At 54.4% G+C, this 25,420-nt stretch carries 22 protein-coding genes; 10 read left to right on the forward strand and 12 right to left on the reverse strand.

The window, feature by feature from the left end; genetic code table 11:
• Positions 1–390 precede the first annotated feature (390 nt).
• The 3 genes from R2K28_RS17465 (at position 391) to R2K28_RS17475 (ending at position 3,788) form a co-directional block, all read left to right on the forward strand.
• Entirely contained in the window at positions 391–2,118 is a 1,728-nt protein-coding gene (locus tag R2K28_RS17465; protein WP_316366471.1) for a TRAP transporter permease, read from the forward strand.
• Between the two features lie 17 nt (positions 2,119–2,135).
• Positions 2,136–2,666: a universal stress protein gene (locus R2K28_RS17470; protein WP_316366473.1), complete on the forward strand. Its 531-nt coding sequence runs from the start codon at positions 2,136–2,138 to the stop codon at positions 2,664–2,666.
• 150 nt (positions 2,667–2,816) lie between these two features.
• Complete coding sequence (locus R2K28_RS17475) at positions 2,817–3,788, forward strand: aldolase catalytic domain-containing protein (protein WP_316366474.1); 972 nt, start codon at positions 2,817–2,819, stop codon at positions 3,786–3,788.
• Between the two features lie 76 nt (positions 3,789–3,864).
• Here the strand turns inward: R2K28_RS17475 and R2K28_RS20490 are convergent, their stop codons facing one another.
• Both R2K28_RS20490 and R2K28_RS17480 read right to left on the reverse strand, forming a co-directional pair.
• The gene (locus R2K28_RS20490; RefSeq protein ID WP_442871450.1) at positions 3,865–4,017 is read right to left on the reverse strand and encodes a DUF2057 family protein; all 153 of its coding nucleotides are present in this window, start codon (positions 4,015–4,017) and stop codon (positions 3,865–3,867) included.
• A 92-nt stretch (positions 4,018–4,109) separates the two neighbouring features.
• On the reverse strand, positions 4,110–4,235 hold the full coding sequence (locus R2K28_RS17480) for a hypothetical protein (protein WP_316366475.1): 126 nt from the start codon (positions 4,233–4,235) through the stop codon (positions 4,110–4,112).
• A gap of 447 nt (positions 4,236–4,682) precedes the next feature.
• Here R2K28_RS17480 and phbB point away from each other — a divergent pair, with 447 nt between their 5' ends.
• The gene (gene phbB / locus R2K28_RS17485; RefSeq protein ID WP_316366476.1) at positions 4,683–5,405 is read left to right on the forward strand and encodes an acetoacetyl-CoA reductase; all 723 of its coding nucleotides are present in this window, start codon (positions 4,683–4,685) and stop codon (positions 5,403–5,405) included.
• A 130-nt stretch (positions 5,406–5,535) separates the two neighbouring features.
• On the opposite strand, the gene R2K28_RS17490 is transcribed toward phbB, so the two are convergent.
• Together R2K28_RS17490 and R2K28_RS17495 are read right to left on the reverse strand one after the other, a co-directional pair.
• A complete protein-coding gene (locus R2K28_RS17490) occupies positions 5,536–8,640 on the reverse strand; it encodes an efflux RND transporter permease subunit (protein WP_316366478.1) in 3,105 nt (1,034 codons plus the stop codon).
• Positions 8,637–9,767, reverse strand: coding sequence for an efflux RND transporter periplasmic adaptor subunit (locus tag R2K28_RS17495; RefSeq protein ID WP_316366479.1), 1,131 nt, complete (start codon positions 9,765–9,767; stop codon positions 8,637–8,639). Before R2K28_RS17495 ends, R2K28_RS17490 begins: the two co-directional genes overlap by 4 nt.
• 455 nt (positions 9,768–10,222) lie before the next feature.
• Here R2K28_RS17495 and R2K28_RS17500 point away from each other — a divergent pair, with 455 nt between their 5' ends.
• Together R2K28_RS17500 and R2K28_RS17505 are read left to right on the forward strand one after the other, a co-directional pair.
• Positions 10,223–11,002, forward strand: coding sequence for an HAD-IIB family hydrolase (locus R2K28_RS17500; RefSeq protein WP_316366481.1), 780 nt, complete (start codon positions 10,223–10,225; stop codon positions 11,000–11,002).
• 2 nt (positions 11,003–11,004) lie between these two features.
• Positions 11,005–12,219, forward strand: coding sequence for a hypothetical protein (locus R2K28_RS17505; RefSeq protein ID WP_316366482.1), 1,215 nt, complete (start codon positions 11,005–11,007; stop codon positions 12,217–12,219).
• A gap of 185 nt (positions 12,220–12,404) precedes the next feature.
• Here the strand turns inward: R2K28_RS17505 and R2K28_RS17510 are convergent, their stop codons facing one another.
• Entirely contained in the window at positions 12,405–14,195 is a 1,791-nt protein-coding gene (locus tag R2K28_RS17510; protein WP_316366483.1) for a sugar phosphorylase, read from the reverse strand.
• Positions 14,196–14,410: 215 nt separating this feature from the next.
• Here R2K28_RS17510 and R2K28_RS17515 point away from each other — a divergent pair, with 215 nt between their 5' ends.
• Entirely contained in the window at positions 14,411–14,800 is a 390-nt protein-coding gene (locus R2K28_RS17515) for a TusE/DsrC/DsvC family sulfur relay protein (RefSeq protein ID WP_316366484.1), read from the forward strand.
• 356 nt (positions 14,801–15,156) lie between these two features.
• Complete coding sequence (locus R2K28_RS17520) at positions 15,157–15,738, forward strand: hypothetical protein (RefSeq protein ID WP_316366485.1); 582 nt, start codon at positions 15,157–15,159, stop codon at positions 15,736–15,738.
• A gap of 63 nt (positions 15,739–15,801) precedes the next feature.
• Here the strand turns inward: R2K28_RS17520 and R2K28_RS17525 are convergent, their stop codons facing one another.
• From R2K28_RS17525 to R2K28_RS17535, 3 genes are all read right to left on the reverse strand, one after another.
• Positions 15,802–17,343 (reverse strand): diguanylate cyclase, encoded by a 1,542-nt coding sequence (locus R2K28_RS17525; RefSeq protein ID WP_316366487.1) that lies wholly within the window; start codon positions 17,341–17,343, stop codon positions 15,802–15,804.
• Positions 17,344–17,440: 97 nt separating this feature from the next.
• Positions 17,441–18,244 carry an endonuclease/exonuclease/phosphatase family protein gene (locus R2K28_RS17530; RefSeq protein ID WP_116445572.1) on the reverse strand — a complete coding sequence of 268 codons (804 nt, stop codon included), beginning with the start codon at positions 18,242–18,244 and terminating at the stop codon, positions 17,441–17,443.
• Between the two features lie 173 nt (positions 18,245–18,417).
• Positions 18,418–19,029, reverse strand: coding sequence for a c-type cytochrome (locus R2K28_RS17535; protein WP_316366491.1), 612 nt, complete (start codon positions 19,027–19,029; stop codon positions 18,418–18,420).
• A gap of 169 nt (positions 19,030–19,198) precedes the next feature.
• Between R2K28_RS17535 and R2K28_RS17540 the strand changes: the two genes are divergently transcribed.
• Positions 19,199–19,426 (forward strand): hypothetical protein, encoded by a 228-nt coding sequence (locus R2K28_RS17540; RefSeq protein ID WP_116448976.1) that lies wholly within the window; start codon positions 19,199–19,201, stop codon positions 19,424–19,426.
• Positions 19,427–19,454: 28 nt separating this feature from the next.
• Here the strand turns inward: R2K28_RS17540 and R2K28_RS17545 are convergent, their stop codons facing one another.
• From R2K28_RS17545 to R2K28_RS17560, 4 genes are all read right to left on the reverse strand, one after another.
• Positions 19,455–20,489 carry a hypothetical protein gene (locus R2K28_RS17545; RefSeq protein WP_316366493.1) on the reverse strand — a complete coding sequence of 345 codons (1,035 nt, stop codon included), beginning with the start codon at positions 20,487–20,489 and terminating at the stop codon, positions 19,455–19,457.
• Positions 20,490–20,492: 3 nt separating this feature from the next.
• Positions 20,493–20,978: a copper chaperone PCu(A)C gene (locus tag R2K28_RS17550; protein ID WP_316366494.1), complete on the reverse strand. Its 486-nt coding sequence runs from the start codon at positions 20,976–20,978 to the stop codon at positions 20,493–20,495.
• A gap of 269 nt (positions 20,979–21,247) precedes the next feature.
• Positions 21,248–21,571 (reverse strand): c-type cytochrome, encoded by a 324-nt coding sequence (locus R2K28_RS17555; RefSeq protein ID WP_316366495.1) that lies wholly within the window; start codon positions 21,569–21,571, stop codon positions 21,248–21,250.
• Between the two features lie 259 nt (positions 21,572–21,830).
• Positions 21,831–22,358, reverse strand: coding sequence for a YqhA family protein (locus R2K28_RS17560; protein ID WP_316366496.1), 528 nt, complete (start codon positions 22,356–22,358; stop codon positions 21,831–21,833).
• Positions 22,359–22,524: 166 nt separating this feature from the next.
• Between R2K28_RS17560 and rapA the strand changes: the two genes are divergently transcribed.
• The gene (gene rapA / locus R2K28_RS17565; protein WP_316366498.1) at positions 22,525–25,404 is read left to right on the forward strand and encodes an RNA polymerase-associated protein RapA; all 2,880 of its coding nucleotides are present in this window, start codon (positions 22,525–22,527) and stop codon (positions 25,402–25,404) included.
• Positions 25,405–25,420: the final 16 nt, after the last annotated feature.

Consider the following 25,420-nt stretch of genomic DNA (forward strand, 5'->3'; position numbering starts at 1 on the left):
GGCATGGATGCGGTTTTTCAGCTATGGTTTACGGATAACCAGGCGTTGGAAATCGATTCGCACGCATCATGCTAGCCGACTAAGAAAAACGAGAATGGCGCATCGTCACTACAATTTTGAGCTTGTCAATAATCGGGTTACAACAAGTCCCATCAAGGGACTCCCTTCATGTACCAGTATGTACGACCACCATGGCATAGCCTACATCTCCAGGTTGATCGTTTCTTGCCGGTGCCGAGTGCCGACAGAGTTGCCGCACCGTTCGTTTCATGCCAAACAATTTCTGGCGAGAGATAAGGACTACATAATTGATTTAGAACCCTGAAAGTACCGGTGCCCATCAGGTGCTGACTTTCGGTGTTATTTTCACCTTAGCTAGCGGACCATACGATGCTTTACGAAAAACTACATCGAATCGAACAGATCATGTTCGACGCCCTGGCGCTGGGACTGGTGCTGTTCTACTCCTACTCGGCAGTCTTGGAACCTGCTGCCACCCAGTACCATCGCGGCATCTATATCATCATCACCTACATGCTTGTGTTCATGCTCTATCGTACTCCCACGGTGTGGGGTCGGGTATGGGACTACATATTGATTGCGGCATCGATCGGATCCATTGGCTACTGGATTCTCAACTTCGAAGCAATCAACTACCGTGCCGGCGCAGAGACGGAACTCGATAAGTGGATTGCCGTGGTCGGGGTATTGATCGGTGTTGAACTCGCAAGACGGGTGGTCGGCAGCGTGTTTGTCATAATCGGTGCAGTCATGCTGCTCTACGGCGTGTATGGCGAATATGCCCCGGAGTTGATCTCCCATGCAGGGGACACCTTTCCGGACCTCTGTACCAGCATCTTCTATAAGAGTGACGGGGTATTCGGCATCATGGCCAATGTGCTGGCTACCTATATCATTCTGTTCGTTATTTTCGGCGCCTTCCTGGAGAAGAGTGGCGCACAGCGCTTTTTCATCGATTTCCCCCTGGCCGCCGTCGGCCACAAGATCGGCGGCCCAGCCAAGGTCTCTGTCATCGCTTCAGGGCTGTTCGGCTCCATCTCCGGCAGCGCCATCGCGAATACCGTCTCCACTGGCGCCTTTACCATTCCGATGATGAAAAAGGCCGGGTTCAGACCCCATGTGGCGGGCGGCATCGAACCGGCCGCCTCCATCGGCGGCATGTTCATGCCACCGATCATGGGAGCCGGTGGTTTTATCATGGCGGAACTCACCGGCGTACCCTATTCCACCATCATGCTGGTGGCGATCTTCCCGGCCCTGATGTACTTCTTCAGTGTCTTCGTCATGGTCCACTATGAAGCCAAACGCTTCAATATCGTAGGTGAGAAGTCGAAAGAGAGCGCCAAGGAGATTCTCAAGAAGGAGTGGTTCTACGTCCTGCCGTTGGTGATTATCACCATCTTCATGCTGCTCGGTTACTCACCCGGCTACTCGGCCATCCTGGGCGTCGTTTCCTGCATCGTCGTCAGCTGGTTCCGCAAGGATACCCGCATCGACCTGAAAGGCTTCCTGGTTGCCTCACGCGCCGGCGCGGAATCGAGTCTGAAGATCGGCGCCACGGTCGGCGTGATCGGTATTATCATTGGCGTACTGACCTACAGCGGCCTGGTGCTGACCTTTGCCGATATCGTCATCGAACTCGCCGATGGCAAACTCTGGCTGACCATCCTGTTGATCGCCCTCGCCTCGCTGATTCTCGGCATGGGCGTCCCGGTCACCGCCGCCTACCTTATCACTGCGGTGGTGGCGGTACCCGCACTCACAGAATTGGGGGTCAATCCCATCGCCGCCCATATGATCGTCTACTGGCTGTCACAGGACTCCAACATCACGCCGCCAGTCTGTATCGCCGCCTTTGCCGGTGCCACCATTGCCAAGGCAAACATGTGGAAGACCGCTTTCACATCGTTTAAATTCGCCAAGTTTCTCTACCTTGGCCCCTTCCTGTTCGGCTATGTGCCCGGTTTTTCGTTGGACGGCTCAGTCAGGGATATCGCAGTCACCTTCATACTGATCCTCATCGGCACCTACGGCTACGCCTGGTTGCTCAGTGGTATCTGGCTGGACTGGTTCAAAAAATCACCGGTAAAGACCTGAAATAAAGAGATCCGAATATGCCACACAGAAAACTCCCCCGGATCGGCTACAACAAGATCCTCTATGTCACCGATCTATCCGAAGAGGGTCGCCTGGCCTTTCCCCATGCCGCCAGCCTGGCCAATATCTACGCCGCAGAACTGACCGTGTTTCATGTGGTGGAATCCCGCGAGTTCGAAAAGTTTCTCGAAGGCTACTTTAATGAGGAGCTGTGGAACGAGATCAGGAACCGCAATGTGGAAGAGGCGAGAGAGATCCTGGTCAAGCGCAAACGGGGTGATGCCTCCATCAAGGACGATGTCCAGCAGTTCTGCGAAGACACCATGGAGAACGACGAAAATGAATCCTACGTCACCTACGATGTGATCGTGGATATAGGCGAGCCAGGCGACAGAATCGTGGAGAAGGCACACTCCGGCGGCTACGACCTGGTGGTTATCGGCAAGCGCGGCCGTGGCATATTACGCGGCGGCCTGATGGGGGACACCGCGCGCCGAGTAATTCGCCACTCCAAGGTGCCGGTGATGGTGATACCTATTGAGGAATGAACTGGATCAGCCATCAGACGTCTACTTGTCAGCGCGAATCACTCAATTCACGACTCACCGCAACATCGATGTAGTTGGAAGTAGTATGGGGGCAATCGATCGGCTAGAATTGCTTGTTTCAACCCCATCCTAGTCACGAGGAATCCCAACGTGTTTCGCGAACAACTGAAAGTCCTTGACTGCACCATTCGAGACGGCGGTCTTATCAACAACTACCATTTTACCGATAATTTCGTAAAGGCGGTCTATCGCGCAGCCTGTGATTCCGGTGTGGATATTATCGAACTGGGTAAGAAACTCGCCGTCAGCGAGGAGTACAGTCACGATAAATTCGGCAAGTGGAACTTCTGTGACGACGATGACCTGAAAATGATCATCGACTCCCATGAATGTGAAAATCCCCCCCTGGTGGCTGTGATGTTCGATATCGGCCGGGTCGATTTCAGTAGCTTGAAACCCAGGGACCAAAGCCCCTTCGACATGGCACGCGTGGCCTGCTATGTACCCGACATCGACAAGGGGCTGGATCTGGTCAAGCGCTCAAAGGATATGGGGTATGAGACCACCGTCAATATCATGGCCTGCTCTGCCGCCATTCGTAGCGAATTGATCGAAGCCCTCAACCAGGTTGAAGAGACACCGGAACTCGACTACCTCTACCTGGTCGACAGCTACGGTGCCTTCTATTCGGAACAGGTGACCGACTACCTCAATCTGTATAAAAAATATGCCCCGAGCAAGGAGCTGGGCTTTCACGCCCACAACAATCAGCAACTCGCTTTTTCCAACACCCAACAGGCCATTATCGACGGTGTCAATCTTCTCGATGCGACCATCAATGGCATCGGCCGCGGGGCCGGCAATTGCAACCTGGAGTTGCTGCTCAATTTCCTGAAGAATCCCAAGTTCGATGTGGAACCGATCTACAAGGCGATCCAGGAGGAGTTCGTACCTCTGCGCAACGAGATCGAATGGGGATTCAACGATATCTATGGCATCAGCGGCCATCTCAATCAACACCCCCGCGCCGCCATGAGACGACGCGCCGACAAGGAAAACTGCGATCGCTGCTACGATTTTCTGATCGAGCAGAGCCGCTTGGACGAAGGCATCATATCCTGATTGTCGTCGCCATCCACACAAACATCCCCGATATCTGTCGGGGAGTGCATAACACCTCGACCAACTTGGCGCAAACCTACGCGTACCTCTGATCGATAATCCAACTCATAAAATCCTTTCGCGCTTCATGATCTGCCTTGATCCACCGATAGCGTAACTTCTCAGCCGCACCATCGACTGACTGGGCGTGACCAACTGCATCCCTTTTCTTTCCAATAGTGCTGTATATATGCGCAGGCTATCGAGCAGGTTGGCGGCAAATCATTTGACTGCCGCCAACCGCAATTTCCAGATATAACCGGTCCCGCATGATGCTCAGGGTTAAAATGAGTATTTGGCGTCACCACCGAAGATATCACTCAGGTCGTATGCCGATGCACTTAACGGCAGCATAAGAAAAACGATAAAAAAACCGGTTCCCGGCAGTTTTTCACTCATATCAGACATGACTTGATCCTCCTCTTTACGTGGATAAGAGCTATCTAAATATGCGTGTTGTATTACGGCTAAAAAGAGAGACGATTTTCTTATCGGTTATGATGTTCAGAGATGCGCTGACTCTACCCCTATCTACGCCTGTCCAGGCACTTTAGATTCAGCCAGGCATTCACTTATCCATATGGTCGGGGTGCAATCAAGATCAACGACTATTTCCATGAACAATCTGAGGTTAAACAGGGCTTGATCACATGTCATTGCCATGCCATTACATTTATGCTGAGATAGAAATCTTTAATAATAGGCGGACCATGATCTGCACCCTCGCGCTGAACGGCATGCACCGGTCAACATCAGTTTCTCAGGCGTACTGGTAACTATCGCTGCACTCGAGCATTGCGGGTCTAGTGATCCTGCACAGATAACAAATAAACAACCATAAAGAGGAGACAAGCGATGGGACGTGTAGCATTAGTGACTGGAGGTACCCGCGGCATTGGCGAAGCCATCTGTGTAGCACTCAAGGATGCGGGTTACACGGTTTGCGCTAACTATGGCGGCAATGAAGAGGCAGCAAAGGCGTTCACGGAACGCACCGGCATAGCGGCCTACAAGTTCGACGTCAGTGATTTTGATTCGGTTGAGGCAGGCATTGCAAAGATCGAAACAGAGATCGGTCCCGTTGATATCTTGGTCAACAATGCCGGCATCACCCGCGACGGCACCATGCATAAGATGAACTTTGATAAGTGGGACAAGGTCATCCAGACCAACCTGGCCTCCTGTTTCAATACCTGCCATGCGGTGATCAACGGCATGCGTGAGCGGGGCTTCGGACGCATCGTCAATGTTGGCTCAGTGAATGGCCAGGCGGGGCAATACGGTCAGGTCAACTATGCCGCGGCGAAATCGGGCATCCATGGTTTCACCAAGGCCCTGGCCCTTGAGGGCGCCACCAAAGGCATTACCGTGAATGCCGTGGCACCGGGTTATGTGGCGACCGACATGGTGCGCGCCGTACCGGAGGATATCCTGGCGAAAATCATCAAGACGATTCCTGTTGGCCGCCTGGGAGAGCCGGAGGATATTGCCCGTTCCGTACTCTTCCTGGTTGCAGACGACGCAAGCTTCATCACCGGTTCGACCCTATCGGTCAACGGCGGGCAACATATGTACTGAGTAGTTTCTGCGAATGGACGTCAATCACCACAGATGAAACGCAAATTAGTTTAAAGATACTGAACAGTCGGTAAGCGTGTTGCCATTTAAGTGTGTAGGGTGCGGCTTGCCGCACCATTCTTCCGCAACGCTACTGCTCAGAGAGTTCCTTCTCCAATTGCTGGCCGAGCTGCTTGGGGGATCCAGTGTGCTTGGCCAGTATATGGTAGGCGACAGGCACGATATAGAGGGTAAACAGGGTGGCGGCAATGACACCTGAGAGAATCACCGTACCTATGACAGTGCGTGTCTCCGAGCCCGCACCGGAGGAGAGCAGCAGGGGAAGCGAACCGGCGGCCGTGGTGATGCCGGTCATTACAATGGGACGAAAACGCACATGGGCCGCTTCCAGCAAGGCATCGCCGAACGCCTTACCCGCATCCCTCAACTGATTGGCGAATTCAACGATAAGGATACCGTTTTTGGCGGCCAAGCCTACCAGCATGATCAATCCGATCTGGCTGTAGATGTTGAGGGTCTGGTCGGTCATATAGAGACCCAGCAAGGCCCCCGCCATGGCCAATGGCACGGTCAACATGATAACCAGGGGGTGCAGCCAACTCTCGAACTGTGCCGCCAATACGAGATAGACCACCACTACGCCGAGGATCAGCACAAACACAACGGAGCTGCCCGCGGTCTTGTAGTCCCGGGACTGGCCCTTGTAGTCGATGACGGCATGCGCCGGAAGGTGTTCACGGACCAATCCCTCGAGATATTTCAGGGCCGCTCCCAGGGCCAGACCCTGTTCCAGGTTGGCCTCGATAGTCAGAGAGCGCACCCGATTATAGCGGTTCAGGCTGATCGAATCGGCGACCTCCCGCAGGGTCACCAGATTTGACAGCTGCACCAGATGCCCACTGGTTGTGGAGCGAACATAGAGATGATTCAGATCTGTGGGTGTGCGTTGATCGCTGCGCTCACCTTCAAGAATGACATCGTACTCCTCACCCTGTTCGATATAGGTCGTTACCTTGCGTGAACCGAACATGGTCTCGAGGGTACGACCGATCGTTTCCACGGTGACGCCCAGTTCGGCCGCTCGATCATAGTCGATCTCCACCTTCAGCTGCGGCTTGGTCTCCTTGTAGTCCCAGTTGATCCCCAGCAAACCGGGATTGTCGCTCTCTATCTCCTGCAGCAACCTGTCCCGCCACTGTGCCAACTCGTCGTAGGTACCACCACCGATGACGAATTGGATCGGTTTCTGAATGCGTCGGCCAAATCCCTGGCGCATTACCGGAAACGCCTTCACACCGGGAAGGTCGGATAGGTTCTTACGCAGCTCTTTCATGATCGTCCAGGCGCTACGGCGGGAGTTCCAATCGTTCAAGACATTGATGACGATACCGCCGTTGAAGATAGCAAAGTTACTGAAGCGCCGGGGTGCCCGAACCAACAGGCGGGTGATTTCACCGGACTCCACGTAGGGCATCATGCGGCGCTCGATCTCATCCATGTAATCCTTCATATATTCATAGGAGGCGCCCTCTGGACCGTTGACGATCAGGTAGAAGGCACCCCGGTCCTCTTTCGGGGCATACTCATCCGGTATCTGCTGCAAAAGCCAGTAAGCCATGGCGACGATGCCGGCAAACAGTAACAGCATCAGCCAGGCATGGCGCATTGCCACATGCAGGGTCTTGATATAGAGATCCCGGATGCGCCCAAACAGCCTGTCTACCCAGCGACTCAGACTCACCCTGCCAACCTTGCCCGAAGGCAGGATCTGGGAAGCCAGCATCGGAGAGAGGGTCAGGGCCACCAGACTGGAGAAGCCAACCGCGGCGGCCATGGTCAAGGCAAATTCGGCGAAGAGCCTGCCGATATCTCCACCTAGAAAGGCGATGGGAGTGAATACCGAGACCAACACCACGGTGGTGGAGATCACTGCAAATGCAACCTGCCTGGCACCACGGAAGGCCGCCACCAGGCGCGTCTCACCATACTCCTCCATGCGTCGATGGATATTCTCCAGCATCACGATGGCATCATCCACCACCAGGCCAATCGCCAACACCAGGGCCAGCAGGGTCAATATATTGATGGTGAAACCGAGTATCAACAACACTAGAAATGTGGCGATAAGGGAGACCGGCACCGCCACCGCCGGCACGATCATGGCACGCACGCTGCCGAGAAAGAGGAAGATCACCGTCACCACCAGGAGGATGGCGATAAACAGGGTTTTGTAGACCTCGCTGATGGCATTCTCGATGAATACTGAGCTGTCGAAGCTCTGCTTTATCTCCATGCCTTGCGGCAGGGTGGCATTGATCCGCAGCCTCTCCTCTTTTGCCGCCTGGGCCACAGCCAGGGTATTGGCGGTCGACTGCTTGACAATGCCAATACCGACCATGGGCACGCCATTGCCGCGAAAGAAGGTACGCGTCTCATTGGCCCCTTTTTCCACCCTGGCCACCTCACCCAGCCGCACCAGGTAGCCATCATCGCCCCGGGCGATAACCAGCCTGGCAAAGTCGTCCGCGGTGTGGAAGGTACGGTCGACACGCACCGTGAAGGCCCGGTCCACCGAATCGATGCTGCCTGCGGGCAGTTCCAGGTTACCCGCACGCAGGGCCTGCTCCACATCGGTGACGGTCAAACCCCGTGCCGCGAGGGTCTGTCGGTCGATCCAGATTCGCATGGCAAAGGTCTGGCCGCCTCCCACCCGCACCCGGGCCACCCCATCCAGTACCGAGAAGCGATCCACCAGATAACGCCGCGCATAGTCGGACAGCTCTGGCACAGTCATCCGGTCGCTGACCAGATTCAGCCACATGATGACGTCCTCATTGCTGTCCACCTTTTGGATCTCCGGTGGTTCAGCCTCCAGCGGCAGGTTATCCAATATGGCGGAAACACGATCACGCACATCATTGGCGGCACCATCGATATCCCGCTTCACATCAAACTCGATGGTCACCACCGAGCGTCCATCCTCGCTCACCGATGAGATAAAACGTATCCCTTCGACACCGGAAACACGATCCTCGATCAGTTGGGTGATACGAGTCTCCACCACATTCGCTGCTGCACCTGGATAGAGGGTCTCAACGGAGACGATCGGTGAATCGATATTGGGGTATTCGCGCAACGGCAACTGATCAAAGGCGACCAAACCGAAGGCAATCAGTAACAGGGAGAGGACCGAGGCGAAGACCGGCCGTCTGACAGAGATGTCAGATAGGATCATGGCCCACCCTTGGTGGCCTTGACCAGGGGCTTGAGCAAGGCATCGATGGCGATCTTGCCTTTCTGAACGCCTTTGATACGCACCTTGCCATCGTGCTTCGCCTTATCCGTTCCATGGGTGATGACCCGCTCCCCCATCTGCAGCCCATCCACCACCTCCACCTCGCCAGGCCGACGCGATCCGATGGTGATTTTCCGTTTCGCCACCCGATTCTCACCACCCTCAACCACGAACACAAACTGATCATTGCCCTTAGGCATCAGCGCTGCCTCCGGTATAACCAGGGTTCGTCGGGGATTGTGCAACAACTCGACGGTCATCAGCATACCCGGCTTCAACAACCGCTCCGGATTGGCAATCATGGCACGCACCAGGACTGAACGATTGACCGGATCGACACGACTGTCCACGACCTTCACTTCACCATTGAAGATTCGATCCTGGTAGGAACGGCTGCGGGCGCGAATCAGCAGACCCGGTTGCAGATCGGCAAGATAGACGGAGGGCACCGCAAATTCCAGCTTCATGCTCGCGTCATCGTCCAATGTAGTGATCGTGTCACCGGTCTCCACCAAGGCACCGACACTGATGTTGCGCAGTCCTACGACACCTGAAAAGGGTGCGTTAATGAGCCGATCCGCAAGCCTAGACTGGATAGCCGCCAGGCGGGCACGCGCGGTATCCACTTCACGTCGCCTCAGGTCGAGCAGAGACTGAGCCTCTATGCCCTTGGACTCGAGTCGACTGACCCGATTAAATTGACGCTTGGCCTCATTCAGGTTGGCTTGGGCCTCCTGCAACAGGGCATGCTCCTCGCGATTGGTCATCTCCACCAGCACCTGACCTGCTTTGACCCGTTGGCCGTCATCAAAATGGATCGCGGTTACCGTTTCCGTGACATTCACGGTCAATTCAACCGACTCATTCGCTTTAAGCGTACCCAAGGCCTCGATACGTTCAACAAACTCATCCTCGATGACTTCTGCAACAATAACCAGGGGCCCAGGCTTCTCCGCAGACCAACCGAGCGTGGAGATGGACAATAACAGCAGCATACATAGCCAGGCGTATTTCGGATTCGGTTTCAGTTTGCGGTTTGCCGGCGCGACAGGTCGGTGTCTATTCACTATATCCCTCGGCGGGAGCGGGTTATGGGTAATGAGATCACAAGCATTTTGAATCTGATGTTGCTGATCGAGTTCCATGACACTACACATTAATCGGATTGTTCCGGTGAATTGGATTCCTTGATTAGGATATAGTGATAGTCGTCCATGGAGTAGCATAATATGCGTTTCGCAACATCACTGCTTTCAGAATCAATATAACCCGCTCCCTGTTGGGTATCGAACCCAGGCCAAATGTTCCATTGAAACCCATCGTTTATTGAGCAAAAAAGCCGCCAGCCCTCACTCCATACGAGGATTTGCATACCGGATTTGAGCAATAGACGATTCTTCAGTCAATTGCCCCAGATCATTCAGATATACAATTCTCAGGGTATGCTAATGCCCATAGTTTATGTGCGGGCTTTATATGGCACAATCTGATTTTATTACTCTGATGACATAGAATTCGAACGATGACGACCGGATGGCTAGTATTCACAGACCTTGATGGCACGCTGCTGGATCACAATAGTTACGATCATCGAGATGCAGTTCCCGCACTGCGTAAGTTGAGAGAGCGACAAATTCCAGTCATCCTCGTTTCCAGCAAAACCCAGGCTGAACTTGCTGTTTTGATACAAAAACTTGGACTCGAAGGGCCGATGATCGGCGAGAATGGGTCTGTCATCATCTATCCCGGCGAACCCCCGCAGATCGCTCCTCCGGGCTATCTGCAAATCCGGGACTATCTAGTCGACTCTCGCACAAATCCCAACTACGGAACCCTGGGATTTGGCGACATGACCGTGGAAGAGGTCATGGAAGCTACCGGTCTGGAACACGATATGGCAAAGCTTGCCATGCACAGACTCGGCTCGGAGGCATTTTTCTGGCAAGGTAGCGAGGCCGATCTGAAGCAGTTCCGGCAGGACATCGCCCACATAGGTTTACGACTCCTAAAAGGCGGCCGCTTCTACCACCTGCTGGGTGACACCGACAAAGGCAAGGCAGTAAAATATGTGACCAGACATCTGAAGAAAAAAGGACAGGCAGTCACCAAAACCATCGGCCTTGGTGATAGTGACAACGATCGGGAGATGCTGCTCGCAGTCGATATTCCGATCATTGTCCGCAAGCATGATGGTACTCATATCATTCTTGAACAACGACCTGATGCCATAATCACCGATCTGCCCGGCCCTGCGGGTTGGAATCAGGCCATTCAAAATCTATTACAACAATCTGAGACCTGAGCATGGCTGATTTCTTTCAAAACGGCGGCATCACCACCCTGCATCGACTGACTGACCGCCCGCTCGAAGAGATGGAGCAGGAACTCGCCGAATATGTACAGAAACGCCCCATCGGCCTGATCCTGCCCAGTCTCTACTCCGAACTCTCAGGCCCTGCACTCTCCATGATTCTGGATGAGCTGCAGCATGCGGAATATATCTCGCACATCATCATCGGGTTGGACCGGGCGGATGAAGCGGAATTTCGCCATGCCCAGGACTTTTTTTCCAGATTACCGCAACGGACCCATCTGCTATGGCAGGATGGACCACGCCTGCGCGGCCTTGACGATGAACTGCGTGAGCGGGACCTCTCTCCACCGGAACCGGGCAAGGGTCGCAATGTCTGGTTTTGCCTGGGTTACGCCCTGGCCATAGAGGAACTTACCGCGGTCGGTCTGCACGACTGCGACATTGTCACCTACCAGCGGGATCTGCCCGCCAGACTCTTCTACCCTTTGGTCCATCCCAACTCCAGTTTCGAATATGCCAAGGGCTACTATGCGCGGGTCAACCTGAACAAGCTCGGCGGCAGGGTCACGCGACTGTTCGTCACCCCGCTGATCCGGGCGTTGCGCATGATGGTGGGTCCCCTGGAGTACCTGGACTTCATGGACAGCTTCCGCTATCCATTGTCGGGGGAATTCGCCATGAGCATGGACCTGGCATCCCAGGTGCGCATTCCGAGCGATTGGGGGCTCGAGGTGGGTCTGCTGTCCGAAGTCTATCGCAACATATCCAGACATCAGATCTGCCAGGTAGACATCGCGGACCAGTATGATCACAAACACCAGGATCTATCAGCGGAGGACCGTGATGGAGGCCTGGCGAAGATGAGCCGTGATATCGCCAAATCCTTCTATCGCAAAATGGCGACAGAGGGCATCCAGATGAACCAGGCCTTCTTTCGCAGCCTAAAGGCGGCCTATCTGCGCAAGGCCCTGGACATGGTGGAGATGTATTATCACGACGCAACCATCAACAACCTCAAATTTAATCGCCATGCCGAAGAGGAGGCGATTGAGGTATTTCAACAGAGCATTGTCGAAGCCGGCCAGGCCTTTCTCGACAATCCCCTGGAGGCCCCGTTTATCGCCAATTGGAAACGCATCCTCTCCGCAATGCCCGATTTCAACGATCGACTCTACCAGGCCGTGGAGGCGGATAGCCAGAACTGATCCGGAACCGCCACCTGCTTGGATAGCGGGGTGCCTAATCAAACTCAGCCGCTATTTACCGGCTTCCTGGAGTTTTGAGTGAATGAGTTCGCTTCGCTCACAACTATTTATGAAACAGACATCTAAATATGGCGCGGTCAATCGCAAAGCACCCGCCTTTACAACTCAAAACTCAAAACTAATAACTAAAAACTCTTCAGCTGTAGCAGCCACACCACCTGGTAGGGTCTTAGCCGCAACCCATCCTCATCCAAATCCGGGACATTCTGCTGTAAGGCGTCATGCCATCTGGTTGTTCGATCATCCAGCCGGGGCAAAGTGATAACAACAGTATCGGCAGTCAAGTTGTGGATAGCCAGCACTCGCTCACGGCCATCCAGACTGCACCGCTCCAAGCCGAATACACCGTCCCGCAGATCCAATACCTGTTGCGAGGCATCCGGGTGGAAGGATTTAATCCCCCTGCGCAAGCGCAAACGCCGGATATACTCGGGAAACACCCGCCCGGTATCCGTAAGCGGATTGTCGGCGAGTCTTTCAAGCTCAGCACCGTCCCACTTGCGACGATTGATGGCTCGGGTCATACCCGTTCTTTCGACCCCCACTGGGTCGTTTGCCGTGGCGGCCAGTGCATTGATATAGACTGCCGGTATCCCTCGCATAGCGAGCGGGATGGTCTGGGAGAGCATAAAACGCGCTATGTGCCAGGGATCATCAGGTCTATCGGCGCAACGAAAGGCATCGAAATAGCTGATATTCAATTCATAGGGCCGATCAGCACCCTCGGTAGTGGCGCGCATCGACACATAACCACCCAGTTTTCGCATATCATCCAACAGTTGATTGACCTCCTCATCAGGCACCAAACCCTCCAACGGGCGTAGACCGACACCGTCATGCGATGCGGTAAAATTGAGATAGGTACAGGCATCGGGCAGGGCCTCATTCTCCAGTGACCGGGCCCACGGCGTCAGGTATTGCGTTGTCTGTTGATGGATGGCGTGCAGAATCAATGGTGGAAGACTGAACTGATAGACCATATTGGCCTCGTCACCCTTGCCGAAATAGCTGATATTCTCCGCGTGCGGCACATTGGTCTCAGTCAACAGGATCGTGCCAGGCTCGAGCAATTCCACCAAGCTACGAAACAGCTTTACCACCTCATGGGTCTGCGGCAGATGGATACAGCTGGTGCCTATCTGCTTCCAGACAAAGGCCACCGCATCCAAGCGAATTGCCCTGGCGCCACGCCGAATGTAGTCAAGCATAATATCGATGATCTCGAACAACACATCGGGATTGGCGAAATTCAGATCGATCTGGTCATTACTGAAGGTTGCCCAGACATGTTTGATACCCTCCGGGGTGCGTACCAGACTCAGCAGTGGGGAGCTGCGGGGACGCACCACCATTGAGAGATTCTCGTTGGGATCGACCTCCATGACATAATCACGGCCCGGCTCTTCGTTGTGGATGAAATTGACAAACCACAAGTGCTCGCGGGATATGTGGTTCAGAACCAGATCGAACAACAATGAAGCCCCATCCGCAAGCGCCTCGATATCGTCCCAATCACCCAATTGAGGATTGACTGACCTGAAGTCGGAAACCGCAAATCCGTCATCTGAGCTGTAAGGGAAAAACGGCAGTATATGGAGCAGATTGAAGACCCCGTCCAGGCGCCGATCAAGAAATGATTTCAAGGCGGCAAGAGGCGTCATGCCAGGGTATTGCACACTATCCCCATAGGTTATAAGGACACAGTCATTTTCGTCCCAGCGTGGCTGACCCCGGCGTTGTCCCTGGCGAAGCTCGATATGCCGCTTGAACAGGTGATGCAGTCTGGGCAGAAGCTGACCAGCCCTCTCTTCACCATACAGCGATTGAAGATGGCCAAGCATGCGTTTATCGAATTGGTCGATGACACTATCCTCTAGTTGCGAACCAACGGATGGTTGAGATGTATTGATCTGCACAGTTTCGGTGCAATACTGATAGGGCAGTTTAAGTGATCACTAACAAAAAAAACTTTTATGGCCTTTAGGTCATAGAGACCGACTATATTCAATATCTCTTAAGTATAAAAGTGTTGATGTATATCAACACATCTCTATAAAACCATCCCTTTATCCTGCTACTTTTAAAGAATAACAATTAAAAAAATCACCCATTGCACACCAAGGAGACCAACATGAGGCTTGAACACACCGACACAGCCAACCGCCCAGATGCGGTCCAGGCTAACAGGACCATAGAAGTAGAGGGTCGACTGATCGCCATCGATGATGAAGGATATCTCCTCGACTTCGACGACTGGAGTCCGGCGGTGACAGAAGCCCTGGCAGAGGCCGATGGTGTAAAACTGACCGATGAACATTGGTTGTTAATCGATTTTCTGCATCGCTTTTACGAAGAGTACGAGATCGCACCGGAGATCCCCATCCTGGCACGCAACCTGTGCAAGGACCAAAACGACTGCCGCTGGACCAAACGCTATATAGAAACCCTGTTTCCCGGCGGCGCAAAGATGGCATGCCGTTTTGCAGGTCTTACGAGACCTGTGGGTCGCAGTTGCCTGTAACTGGATAGCTTTTAGATCGCCGCAGTCTGACGATATCCTACAAACCAAGCAGTACACCATGGGGCGCCTGGCTCAGGTGGCCCCTTACCCTTTCTTCAGCCAACCAATCAGGGTATAAAAGCCTTGAACCGGAAAGTCTCATCTGCCAGTTGTTTTACAGCCCATGTACATGACAGTTAGAAAAAGCTCTTGCATCACACCTGCCACGCTGCTTTTTTTATGCCTGTTTTCGTCTCAGCCGCAGGGGGAGGAGTCAGGACAGGTGAGCACCAAGTTCGGGATCGTCGGCCCTAACGACAGGATCATCATCGGGGCATTCGATGATCCGGCTGTGCCCGGGAAATAGACGACTCCCTATGGCTGCATCGCCTCTTCACACCGGTCGCCTGGTTTTAACCCCGCAAGATCCCCACCTGACACCCGAACGACCTGCTGACCTCATTCAACATCTGCAGGCGATTGGATTTGCCGCACAGCAGATCGGTAACGGATCCAGGGCATATATGCTTGGCGATCGGTTTATAAAACTGCTCACCTTCATGGGCTGCTCACCCGCCATACAACTCCAGCCCGGCACATCTGGGGAGCCTTTTTGTCACCTGGTGGAATCCGGCCCCTATAAAGAACCCCAATTTCTGAGCGGACGCAATACCACCCCTCCGCGCTGCGGACAGTGCAGAAAACGACTGCCGGAATGGTATGAAATCATGCGCGATTGGAAACAAAACCCACTGCATTTCCAGGCTACCTGCCCACACTGCCAACATCAACAGAACCCTGTCAGTTATAACTGGAGACAGAGCGCGGGTTGTGGATGCTACATGTTACTGGTGGAGAATATCTTTCCTCAAGAGGCCATTCCCTCCGCGGAGTTACTGCGGGAACTGCAAACAACCACAGCAAAACAACCCTGGCACTACTTCTACATCCAGGATTGAAATCGATGCATACTCCACATCACCCTGGCCTAACCTATTGAACGATAGGCTCAATTGATGGCGTCAACCCAACTCACAGCGGTTTTTACCCGCCTTCTTCGCTTCATACAGGGCCTTGTCAGCCCGGGAAAAAACGCTGTCGATGGATTCGTTTTCTCCAAAAGGAGCAATCCCGCAGGAGATGGTTACCGGAACCGGCTTGCCCGCGGAATGGAAACCATTGGTCTCTACCGATTTGCGCATCTGATCCGCCACCTTCAGGGCCTCGTTCCCCTCGGTGCCACACAACAGGCAGACAAACTCCTCACCGCCGTAACGGGCAATGAAATCGGTCACCCTGAGGCGTGATTGTAGACTCTGGGCAATGCCCCGCAGGGCCTTGTCTCCGGCCTGATGACCAAAGCGGTCATTGATCGATTTAAAATCATCGATGTCCCACACCAGCATGCACAGGGGCTCATTAAATCGCTTCCAGCGGGCATACTCCTGCTCCACCCGCTCTTCGTATGCCAGGCGGTTCGGCAGCCCCGTCACCGCATCAATCAGTGCCAGGTGGTGGGCCTCAACCATCCGGGAGCGTAGTTCGCTGGACTCCTTCTCCAGTTTTTCCAGCCGATGCTTCAACTCCTTTTCACTCGCTTCGGTCTTGTTATGCCACGCCTTCTCTTCCTCGAGATATTCGTCGATATTGCTCTGGATCAGACTCAATCTTTCACGCACCGAGGTTTTCAATTGCTGCAGATCGGTGGCTGCTTGGACGCTGGCACCCAAATCTCCCACATGACCGGTCACCTTTTCACTCAAGCTCCTGCCGTGCTCGACAATTTGATTTCGTCCATCGTGGGCAGTTTGCAGGTGCACCCCCAGGTCCTGCAGACGCTGAGTCAGCTCTTCCAGAAAATCCTCTGCCTCTTTGATCTCCATCTGGACCTGGCCGTAGGATTTCGAGGAGAGCTCAAGCAGATCCCGCAGCACCTCTGTCCAGGCGTCCAGCGAAGCCTTTTTATCCAGACGCTGTTTCAATTTACTGACTTCATCCCCCCAATGCCCCGGCCAGGAGGCCTGCTCAAGCAGATTTAGCAGGATATCATTGGGTTTGGGTCCACTCTCATGGTCCTCCTGGGTACCACCCAACAGGCGCTCGAACAATCCCGCTTTCTTACCCTTTGCCGGCTGCTCACCGGTCAACAATTTAACCAACCGGGAAAACTGGTCTGCCTCCATCTGTGCCGGATCGTCGGCCAGTTGGTGCATCAACCCTGCAGCCTCCTGGGTCTCTTTTTTACTTAATCGAAGGGATTCGAGAAGATTGAGGTAGTCACCTGTGGTGTCGCCATCACCCTCACCGGTATCTTCCGAGAAGTGGAGCAATCCATCCGACAGGGCATTCAGCTTACCCTGCAGCTTATCATTGATACCGCCACGCACGGCATCGCGTACACCTTTCAAATGGGGATCAAGACGGGGGTCCAGGCCGTTGGCGGCAAGGGTCAACCGGATGATGGTGCGAGTCAGCAACTCCTGCAGTTCGCGATTGGCTCCATCCTCGCTTTCATGTTGACGCAGCAGATCTTCGTATTGCTGTTTCCAATCTTTCTCATTCATCGCTTATCGCCATATTCACGAGTGTATTTTACGCTTTGCTGCCAGGCCGTTCGCACCCAATTCATGGCAAATCCATTACACTCTGTTGAGGGCTTGTTCAAGCGACCATAGGCAGCACAACATCCTTCGGTAATTCTATCTCCAGACTGACCGGCAAGTGATCAGAGTGGGCATAGTTGAGCACTTCAGACTTGGACACTTTCAGGCTTGGGGATGCCAGAATATGGTCAAGCTTGCGGCTCGGGCGCCAGCTTGGAAAGGTCAGCATGTCACAGGGACTACCCTGCAGGTTGGTCCGTTCGATCAAATAGCGAAACTCCTGGGAACTGCAGCCACAGTTGAAATCGCCCATTAAAACCAGATGCGAGTAGTGAGATACCAGATCGCTGACATAGGAGAGTTGGCGCAAGCGTGCCCGGCGTCCCAACGCCAGGTGCATCATGCAGATGCCCAGGGGCTTTTCATTGGTCTCGAACTCCATCAGTACCGCGCCCCGTCCAGGCAATCCGGGCAACCGGTACTCTGAGATGTTGCTTGGCTCAACCCGGCTGAGCACCCCATTGCTATGTTGCGCCAACTTGCCCAGCTTTCGATTCACCTGTCGGTACCAGAAGGGGAATCCCGCATGCTCAGCGAGATAGGCCGTCTGATCGATGAAACCGCTGCGCAGGCTGCCTGAGTCGACCTCCTGCAATCCGACCACATCGAAATCCTTCAACAGGTGAGCAATCCGGTTCAGGTTATCCTGCTGCTGTTTGTGGGGCAGCATCTGTTTCCAGCCATTGGTCACATACTCACGATAGCGTCTGGTATCGGCCCCGGCCTGGATGTTATAGCTCAGCAGGCGGAGTCGGTCTGTACCATCCAGGGCGACCTGATTCTGAATAATTTGATTCGGCATGGTTTCTGTGGCGCGGCTTTTGATTATATTACTCCGGTTACTTTAAATTTTACGGCAACCCAGGTTAAAAACTTGAGCGCGGTTGCGCAAGTTTTTAAAACAATAGCACGCAAATGCAAAAAGGCGGCCCGGAGCCGCCTTTTTATATCGATTATACATACAGAAAAGGCAGGTTATCTGCTAAGTCCTTGTATATATTGAGCCACAGCCGCCATCTCCTCGTCACTCATTCGAGTCACTACACCCTGCATCATGTTGCTCGCATCATTGGTGCGCTTGCCATCACGAAAGTCCTTCAGTGACTTCTCCACATAGGCGGCATGCTGGCCGGCAATGGCGGGGAAGTTGGCTTGCGGGTTACCCGACCCGGCTGGGCCATGGCATGCCATGCAGGCAACCACGCCGGTTTCTGAATTTCCGGCCCTGTAGAGTGCCTCACCGGCGCTGACCTGGTCAGCGGCAGCTTTACCAATCTGCCTGGGCTGGCTGGAAAAATAGGCTGCCAGGTCAGCCATTTGCTGATCATTTAGCGGCAATGCCATCGGCGCCATGGTGGGATCGGTACGGGCACCTGATTTAAAATCCTTGAGTTGTTTCTCGATATATCTGGGATGTTGCCCTGCTATCTTGGGCCAGAGGGGGTTGATCGGGCTGTTCCCATCAGCACCATGACAGCCTGCACAGATTGCGGACTGATTTTTTCCTTCGTCTGCGTTCCCGGCGGCATGGGCCAGGTTGAATCCGATGCTAAGGGCAATAGTTGCGGTTATGAGCCATTTGTTCATGATCAATCCTGCTCTGAAGTCTGCTGGATAGGTTGAAATCACGAGCTTACAGTCCCCACCGTCCCATGGGCGGAAACCCTGAAAGCCCTCGAAAAAAGCTGCGAAACTATAGCAGAATTTTCTAATAAAGGTCAAAATCAGACACTCTATGCAAGCGCCGGTTCAATCTATGCAAACAGATCCCGATCAATCCATCGTGCAACGTTGCTACGCGGTGATCTACACTCCGAGCCAACGACGCAAGCGTTTCCCGGAAAACTGCGTGCACCCGGTGGCCAATGCTGAAGAGGCATTGGCGACCGCCGCCGAGCAGATAGACTGCCATGCAGCGGAGGTAATGGGGCCCTCCCGTTCATCTGAGGGATTTCGCCTCTACTATCTGCTGAGATGGCTTTAGCGACTGCTCCAACCCCAACCTAAGCCGATCATACCTGAAGCTTATCCATCTCCTGCTCGATGGCCACCCCATCCAGGGTTTCGAAATCGGATCGACTGAAGGTGGTAATGCCACCGGCGAGCTCATACCAGGCAAACCCGCTCGTCCAAGGTGCATGCTGATAGCTGCCTTGGCGTTTGCGTGCCAGGCAGTAGAGCCGTCCTGGCTGATAGATCAGATTGTAACTGGTTTCACGCTCATGCAGTGCCTCTATATGGGCCCAGGCTGTAGCGGCCGAGGTAAATACCTCGCACCACAATGGATAGTCAATTTTCCCGCCATTGTGACGCCAGCACCCCTGCTCTATGGGTAGAGGAGATGAACGCACATAGAGCTGGAAATGGAGATGATTGACAGAGGCGTAGGCGCCATAACTGTTGTAGGCGATTCCCAGGCCCGGTAAGCCTGCCCCCAAACGCTCTGCCAGGGACCAGACATAGTCATGGTAGCGGGCAGTCAAGCGTTGCGGTAGTCGCGCACGCCGGTCAGGGACCAGCAGCCCGTGCAGAGGAGCGAAAGGGAATTTGTTATACAGCAGTTCAACCTCAATCCCCAGTAACGCACCCGCCCAGAAGACCTCTTTGCGAAGATAGGGCTTGTTGAAATTGAATCCTTCAGGATCGAAGGGACGGCTGATACCCTGCACGGGCTGTCTGCTCATGCGTGAGGGCCGAAAGGCCCTGACATGGTTGAATTGCAGTTCCCACCCCCCCGATTGCCGAAACTCCGTGGCCTGTATACCCTCGAAACCGATTGCCATCAGCTTCAGAAAGACCAGCTGATCATCTTCGGCACCCGCCAGTTCACGACCTTCGCTCAAGGCCTCGCGGCAGTAGGCAGCCAATTGGTCGAAGCGGTGCGCCAGGTCCTGCTTGAGTATCCGATAGATCTCGGTGTCAAAACAGGCATTGGCGTGTACCAGGATATAGCTGCCCAGGCCGGGGTTGCTCAGTAACCGCTGCAACCCCGCAGTAAATGCCTGCCTCAGTGCCCCGCAGGAATCGAAGGGAGGTGCTGATTTCAACTGTCAGTGCATATGACCCTGGTGGTCACCCTGTTTCATCTTCATCTGCAATTTGCGCACCGGGGCATCCACTTGCAGGCTCGATCCATCCGCGAATGTCAGGGTCAAGGACAGCTTCTCATCAGGCACCAGTTTCTGCTTCAGACCGATAAGCATCACATGTAAACCGCCAGGCTGCAGCTTGACAACCTCTCCGGCAGGCAGGTCGATCTTCTCCACCTTGCGCATGCGCATCATTCCCTCTTCCATGGTGTGAGTATGCAGCTCCACCACGTCAGCGGCAGGCGTGCTGGCTGACATCAAGGCACTGCCCTTATCTCCCTTGTTGTGCAACACCATGAAAGATGCCGAATTCGGCTGTCCAGGCGGTACAGCCCTGACATAGGGATCCTCCACCATGATGCCATCGGCGACAGAACCGGCGACAGCTGTCTGGCCAATAGCGATAAGAAACAGTCCGATGAGTGAAAAACGATTGAAATAGGTCATACTCAAAAACTCCTGATACTAAACACAACTTCTCTGTCCATCTCCATAATAATCAACCCGGAAATGGCTGGATCGACGGCTGACGAGAATGACATTAATGCCCCATTCAAAGCAAACCCGAGGGTGAGGATCGGGACGATTTATAGGTCATTTGCCACACATCGCGCCATTTACCCCAGCCAAACACCTGGTTCGCCCGATTTTTATAAAAAAAAACGCCTGACTCAATGGCAGGCGTTTTTTCTATCTTGTGATGAGGATGAGCAGCTTTAGAGCGTCATCACCCACTCAACGATGACCTTGATGTCTTCATCGCTGACATGAGCATTCGGTGGCATGGGTACAGGACCCCAAACGCCGGATCCGCCTGCCTTAACCTTTGCCGACAGCATCTCTACGGCACCTTCCTGGCCCTTGTACTTAGCGGCAACCTCTTTATAAGCAGGACCGACAACCTTGGTTTCAACCTGGTGGCAGGCCATGCAGCCACGTTGAGTGGCGAGTGCCACAGGATCAGCGCTAGCAGTCGCCACTGCACCCAGGGACACAACTGTCGTACTGGCAGCCAGTAGCATAATTTTCATTTTATTCATCAGGTAATTACCTCTAAAATCAAACAGTTAACACTTATACACCTGCAGGGACAAGAAACACCCTTCCCTAAAACTCGGCGGATTATAAAGTAAATAGACCACTAATAGCTATCAAAGACAATTATCAATCGCTTTAGTTTACATCAAATCACAACGGATCTTATGCCCTTGACGACGACTCTTCAGGGTCCACTTAGACACCGGAAACAGCTAACATCCGATGCAACACCAGTATACCAAGAAAGCCCTGAACGGCAGCTTAATGAGCCCCATCCTTGTCTGCCAAATGGGCCAGGTAGAGGGCTAATCCAAGGAGCGCAATACCGCCGGCGAACTGCAGCAGATCCATGGGCGTGGTGAAATCCATACCCAGGGCAAACTCAAAATAGCGCACCACCAGTATCATCATCACAACCTTGGCGAGTCGGCTTTTCAGATCGTCCAGACTGGTGATCATCAAGACATTTGAGGCACTCTCAGAGTGCTCCGCATGATCTATTTTGCTGATAAAGAGCTCATACAGTCCCAGGGAGAAGATCAGCAGCACTGTCGCCAGCAGATAACCGTCCACGATCTCCACCACATGGGTAATGGTGGTGGAGCGTAGATCGACCCTCTGCTCGGGACTGAGGGATGGCGAGGCATAATCTCCAAGGTGGGAGATCATGTAGAAAGCATCCACCGAAGCCATATAGAACATTGCAATGGCTGCTGCCATGCTCGCGACCACGGCAGCCAGGACGACAAGTCGACTGCCCCAAAGAATTTGTTCAAACTTATTTTCCACAATCCACCACGCTCAGTTTACCGTCGGGATATTATTCCCTGCTGTCGCCCAGACTCAAGTCTTTTCCCGCAAAAAGCCATCCGCAGGCCAGATCGTCCCGCAACCCTAGACTGGACCGATATCAGTGAAGTGATATTATCTGCCTCTTTTTCCAGGACCATACCCTATGCCACTCTTCTTACCCGGCCAACGCTGGATCAGTGATAGCGAATCCGAGCTGGGTCTGGGCAGCATCGTGAAGTGTGAAGGGCGCACGGTCACCATCCATTTTCCCGCGGTCGGAGAAAACAGGGTGTATGCCCAACAGGGGGCTCCGCTGACACGGGTTGCCTTCACAGCGGGTGACAGGGTCGAAAGCCGTGATGGCGGCACTCTGCTGGTGAAACGCGTGGTCGAGGAGAACGGCTGCCTGACCTACCTGGGAGAAGACCGGGCTGGGGAGCAGCGCGCGCTCAAGGAAACGGATCTCAGCGACTCGTTACGCATCGACCAACCCCAGCAACGGCTCTCTGGGGGACAGGTCGACCCGCCTCACTGGTTCAATCTGCGCTATCACACCCTGCGCCAGCTCGGGCGACATCTGCAATCACCCATACTCGGCCTGGGTGGACCCAGGATCGATCTGATCCCCCATCAGCTCTACATCGCCCACGAAGTGGCAAACCGGCCCAATCCCCGGGTACTGCTGGCCGATGAGGTGGGACTCGGCAAGACCATCGAGGCCTGCCTGATACTGCATCATCAGATTATGACAGGACGCACCAGCCGAGCCCTGATCCTGGTTCCGGATCCACTCGTCCATCAGTGGCTGGTGGAACTGATGCGGCGTTTCAATCTCAGGTTCCGAATCTTCGACGAGGAGACCTGCCAGGCCATCCAGGATTCGGGGCAGGGTGACAACCCCTTCCATGCCGAACAGCTGGTACTCTGCAGCCTCGATCTCTTCCATCACAATGCTCAACGCCTCAGCCAGGCACTGGATGGGGGTTGGGATATGTTGATTGTGGATGAGGCACATCATCTGACCTGGTCCGCCGAGGATCCCAGTGCGGAGTATCTGCTGGTCGAGGCCCTGGCCCTGAAAACCCCGGGGGTGCTGCTGTTGACGGCCACCCCGGAGCAGTTGGGGCAAGCGGGGCACTTTGCCCGTCTGCGCTTACTCGACCCGGATCGTTACTATGACCTGCAGGCCTTTCAGGAGGAGGAGCGACACTACCAGCCAGTCGCGGATGCAGTGGAGCAACTACTCCACCACAACCGGGTGTCCCCGGAGGGGGCACAACAGTTGCGGGATATCCTGGACGAGAGCGAACAACAACTCCTGCAGCCCCTGCTCGAAGCAAGTGACGCCGATGCAGCACAACGGGATGCGGCCAGAGAGACCCTGATCGGGACCTTACTCGATCGACACGGTACCGGCCGGGTGTTGTTTCGAAATACCCGTGCCGGTGTCAGCGGCTTTCCCGCGCGGGAGTTGCACAGCTATCCGCTGCCGCTGCCCAGGGGATACGAGGACATGCTCGGAAGGCAGAGCGATGCACCAGCTGAATTGAGCCTCACACCCGAACGTCTATATGCCTACCGAGGACATCCCAGCTGGTGGCGGGAAGACCCGAGGGTTGGATGGGTGATTGAGCAGCTGCGGCAACAGGTCTCCAGGAAATATCTGCTGATCTGCGCCCACGCGGAGACTGCCATCGAGCTGCAGGAGGCTATCCGGGTGCAGACCGGTATCGGTGCAGCCCTGTTCCACGAACGCATGAGCATCATCGAACGGGATCGATCAGCCGCCTGGTTCGCCGATCCCCAGGGGGCCAGACTGATGATCTGCTCCGAGATCGGCAGCGAGGGCCGTAATTTTCAGTTCGCCCACCACCTGATCCTCTTCGACCTGCCCCTGGATCCTGACCTGCTGGAGCAGCGCATCGGCAGACTCGACCGGATCGGTCAGAAAGAGACGGTGCAGATCCATCTCCCCTACCTGGACCCCGGTCCACAATCGATACTGCTGCATTGGTACCGGGATGGCCTGGATGCCTTCAGCCACCCGGTGCCCGGTGCTCACCAGCTCTTCAGACAGCTCAGCCCACGACTCTGGGAGACCCTGGAGAGTGGGGATGGGGAAAGGGACCTGGATCAACTCCTGGAAGAGACCCGTCAACTCAGGACAGCCACCCAGCAACGTCTGCAGCAGGGTCGCGACCATCTGTTAGAGCTGGGCGCCTGCCGTGAACCCAGTGCCAGCTGGCTGGTGGGCGAGCTGCAGGCGCAGGATCGATCCCAGCATCTGCGTCACTATCTCGAACAGCTGTTCAACAGTTACAACATCGACACCGAGGAGCTGGGGGAGGCCGGCATTATTCTGCACCCGGGGGAGCAGGTTATTGCAGGTCAGCTCCCCGGCCTGCCAGCAGAGGGGATGACAGCCACCTATAGCCGTAGCGATGCCCTGGCCCATGAGGAGCGCCAACTGCTGACCTGGGAGCATCCATTGGTCAGCAATGCCATGGAACAGATCATCGGCCAGCAGACCGGCAACAGCTCCGCGATTGCCTGCAGGCATGCAAAGCTGAAGTCGGGACAACTGCTGCTGGAGTCCCTGTTCGTGGTCGAATGTCTTGCCCCAGGCAAACTGCATGTGGGCCGTTTCCTGCCGCCGACACTGATTCGCATCCTGCTGGATGCCAATGGCAAGCGATGGGACCATATGATCGAATGTGATGAACTGCTTGAGAATGCCCAGACCCTGGATACACCAACCCTGATGCCGGTTATCGAGACCTACCGTGGACAGGTAAGAGATTTGCTGAAACAGGCTGAAACCGCGGCACATCACAACGTGGAGCCGCTAAAAACAAGCGCCGTCAACAACATGATGCAGCACTATACAGAAGAGATTCAGCGCATGACGGCACTGAAAAAACACAATCCAGGGATACGCGAAGAGGAGATCCGCCTGATGCAGGACCAGGGCATGGCCCTGCACCAACATCTACACTCTGCCAGGGTGCGTCTGGATGCGGTGCGTCTGATAGTATCCCTTTAGGGCCTGTTAACAGGCC

This window comes from Candidatus Thiodiazotropha sp. CDECU1 (assembly GCF_963455295.1).
Lineage (GTDB): Bacteria > Pseudomonadota > Gammaproteobacteria > Chromatiales > Chromatiaceae > Thiodiazotropha.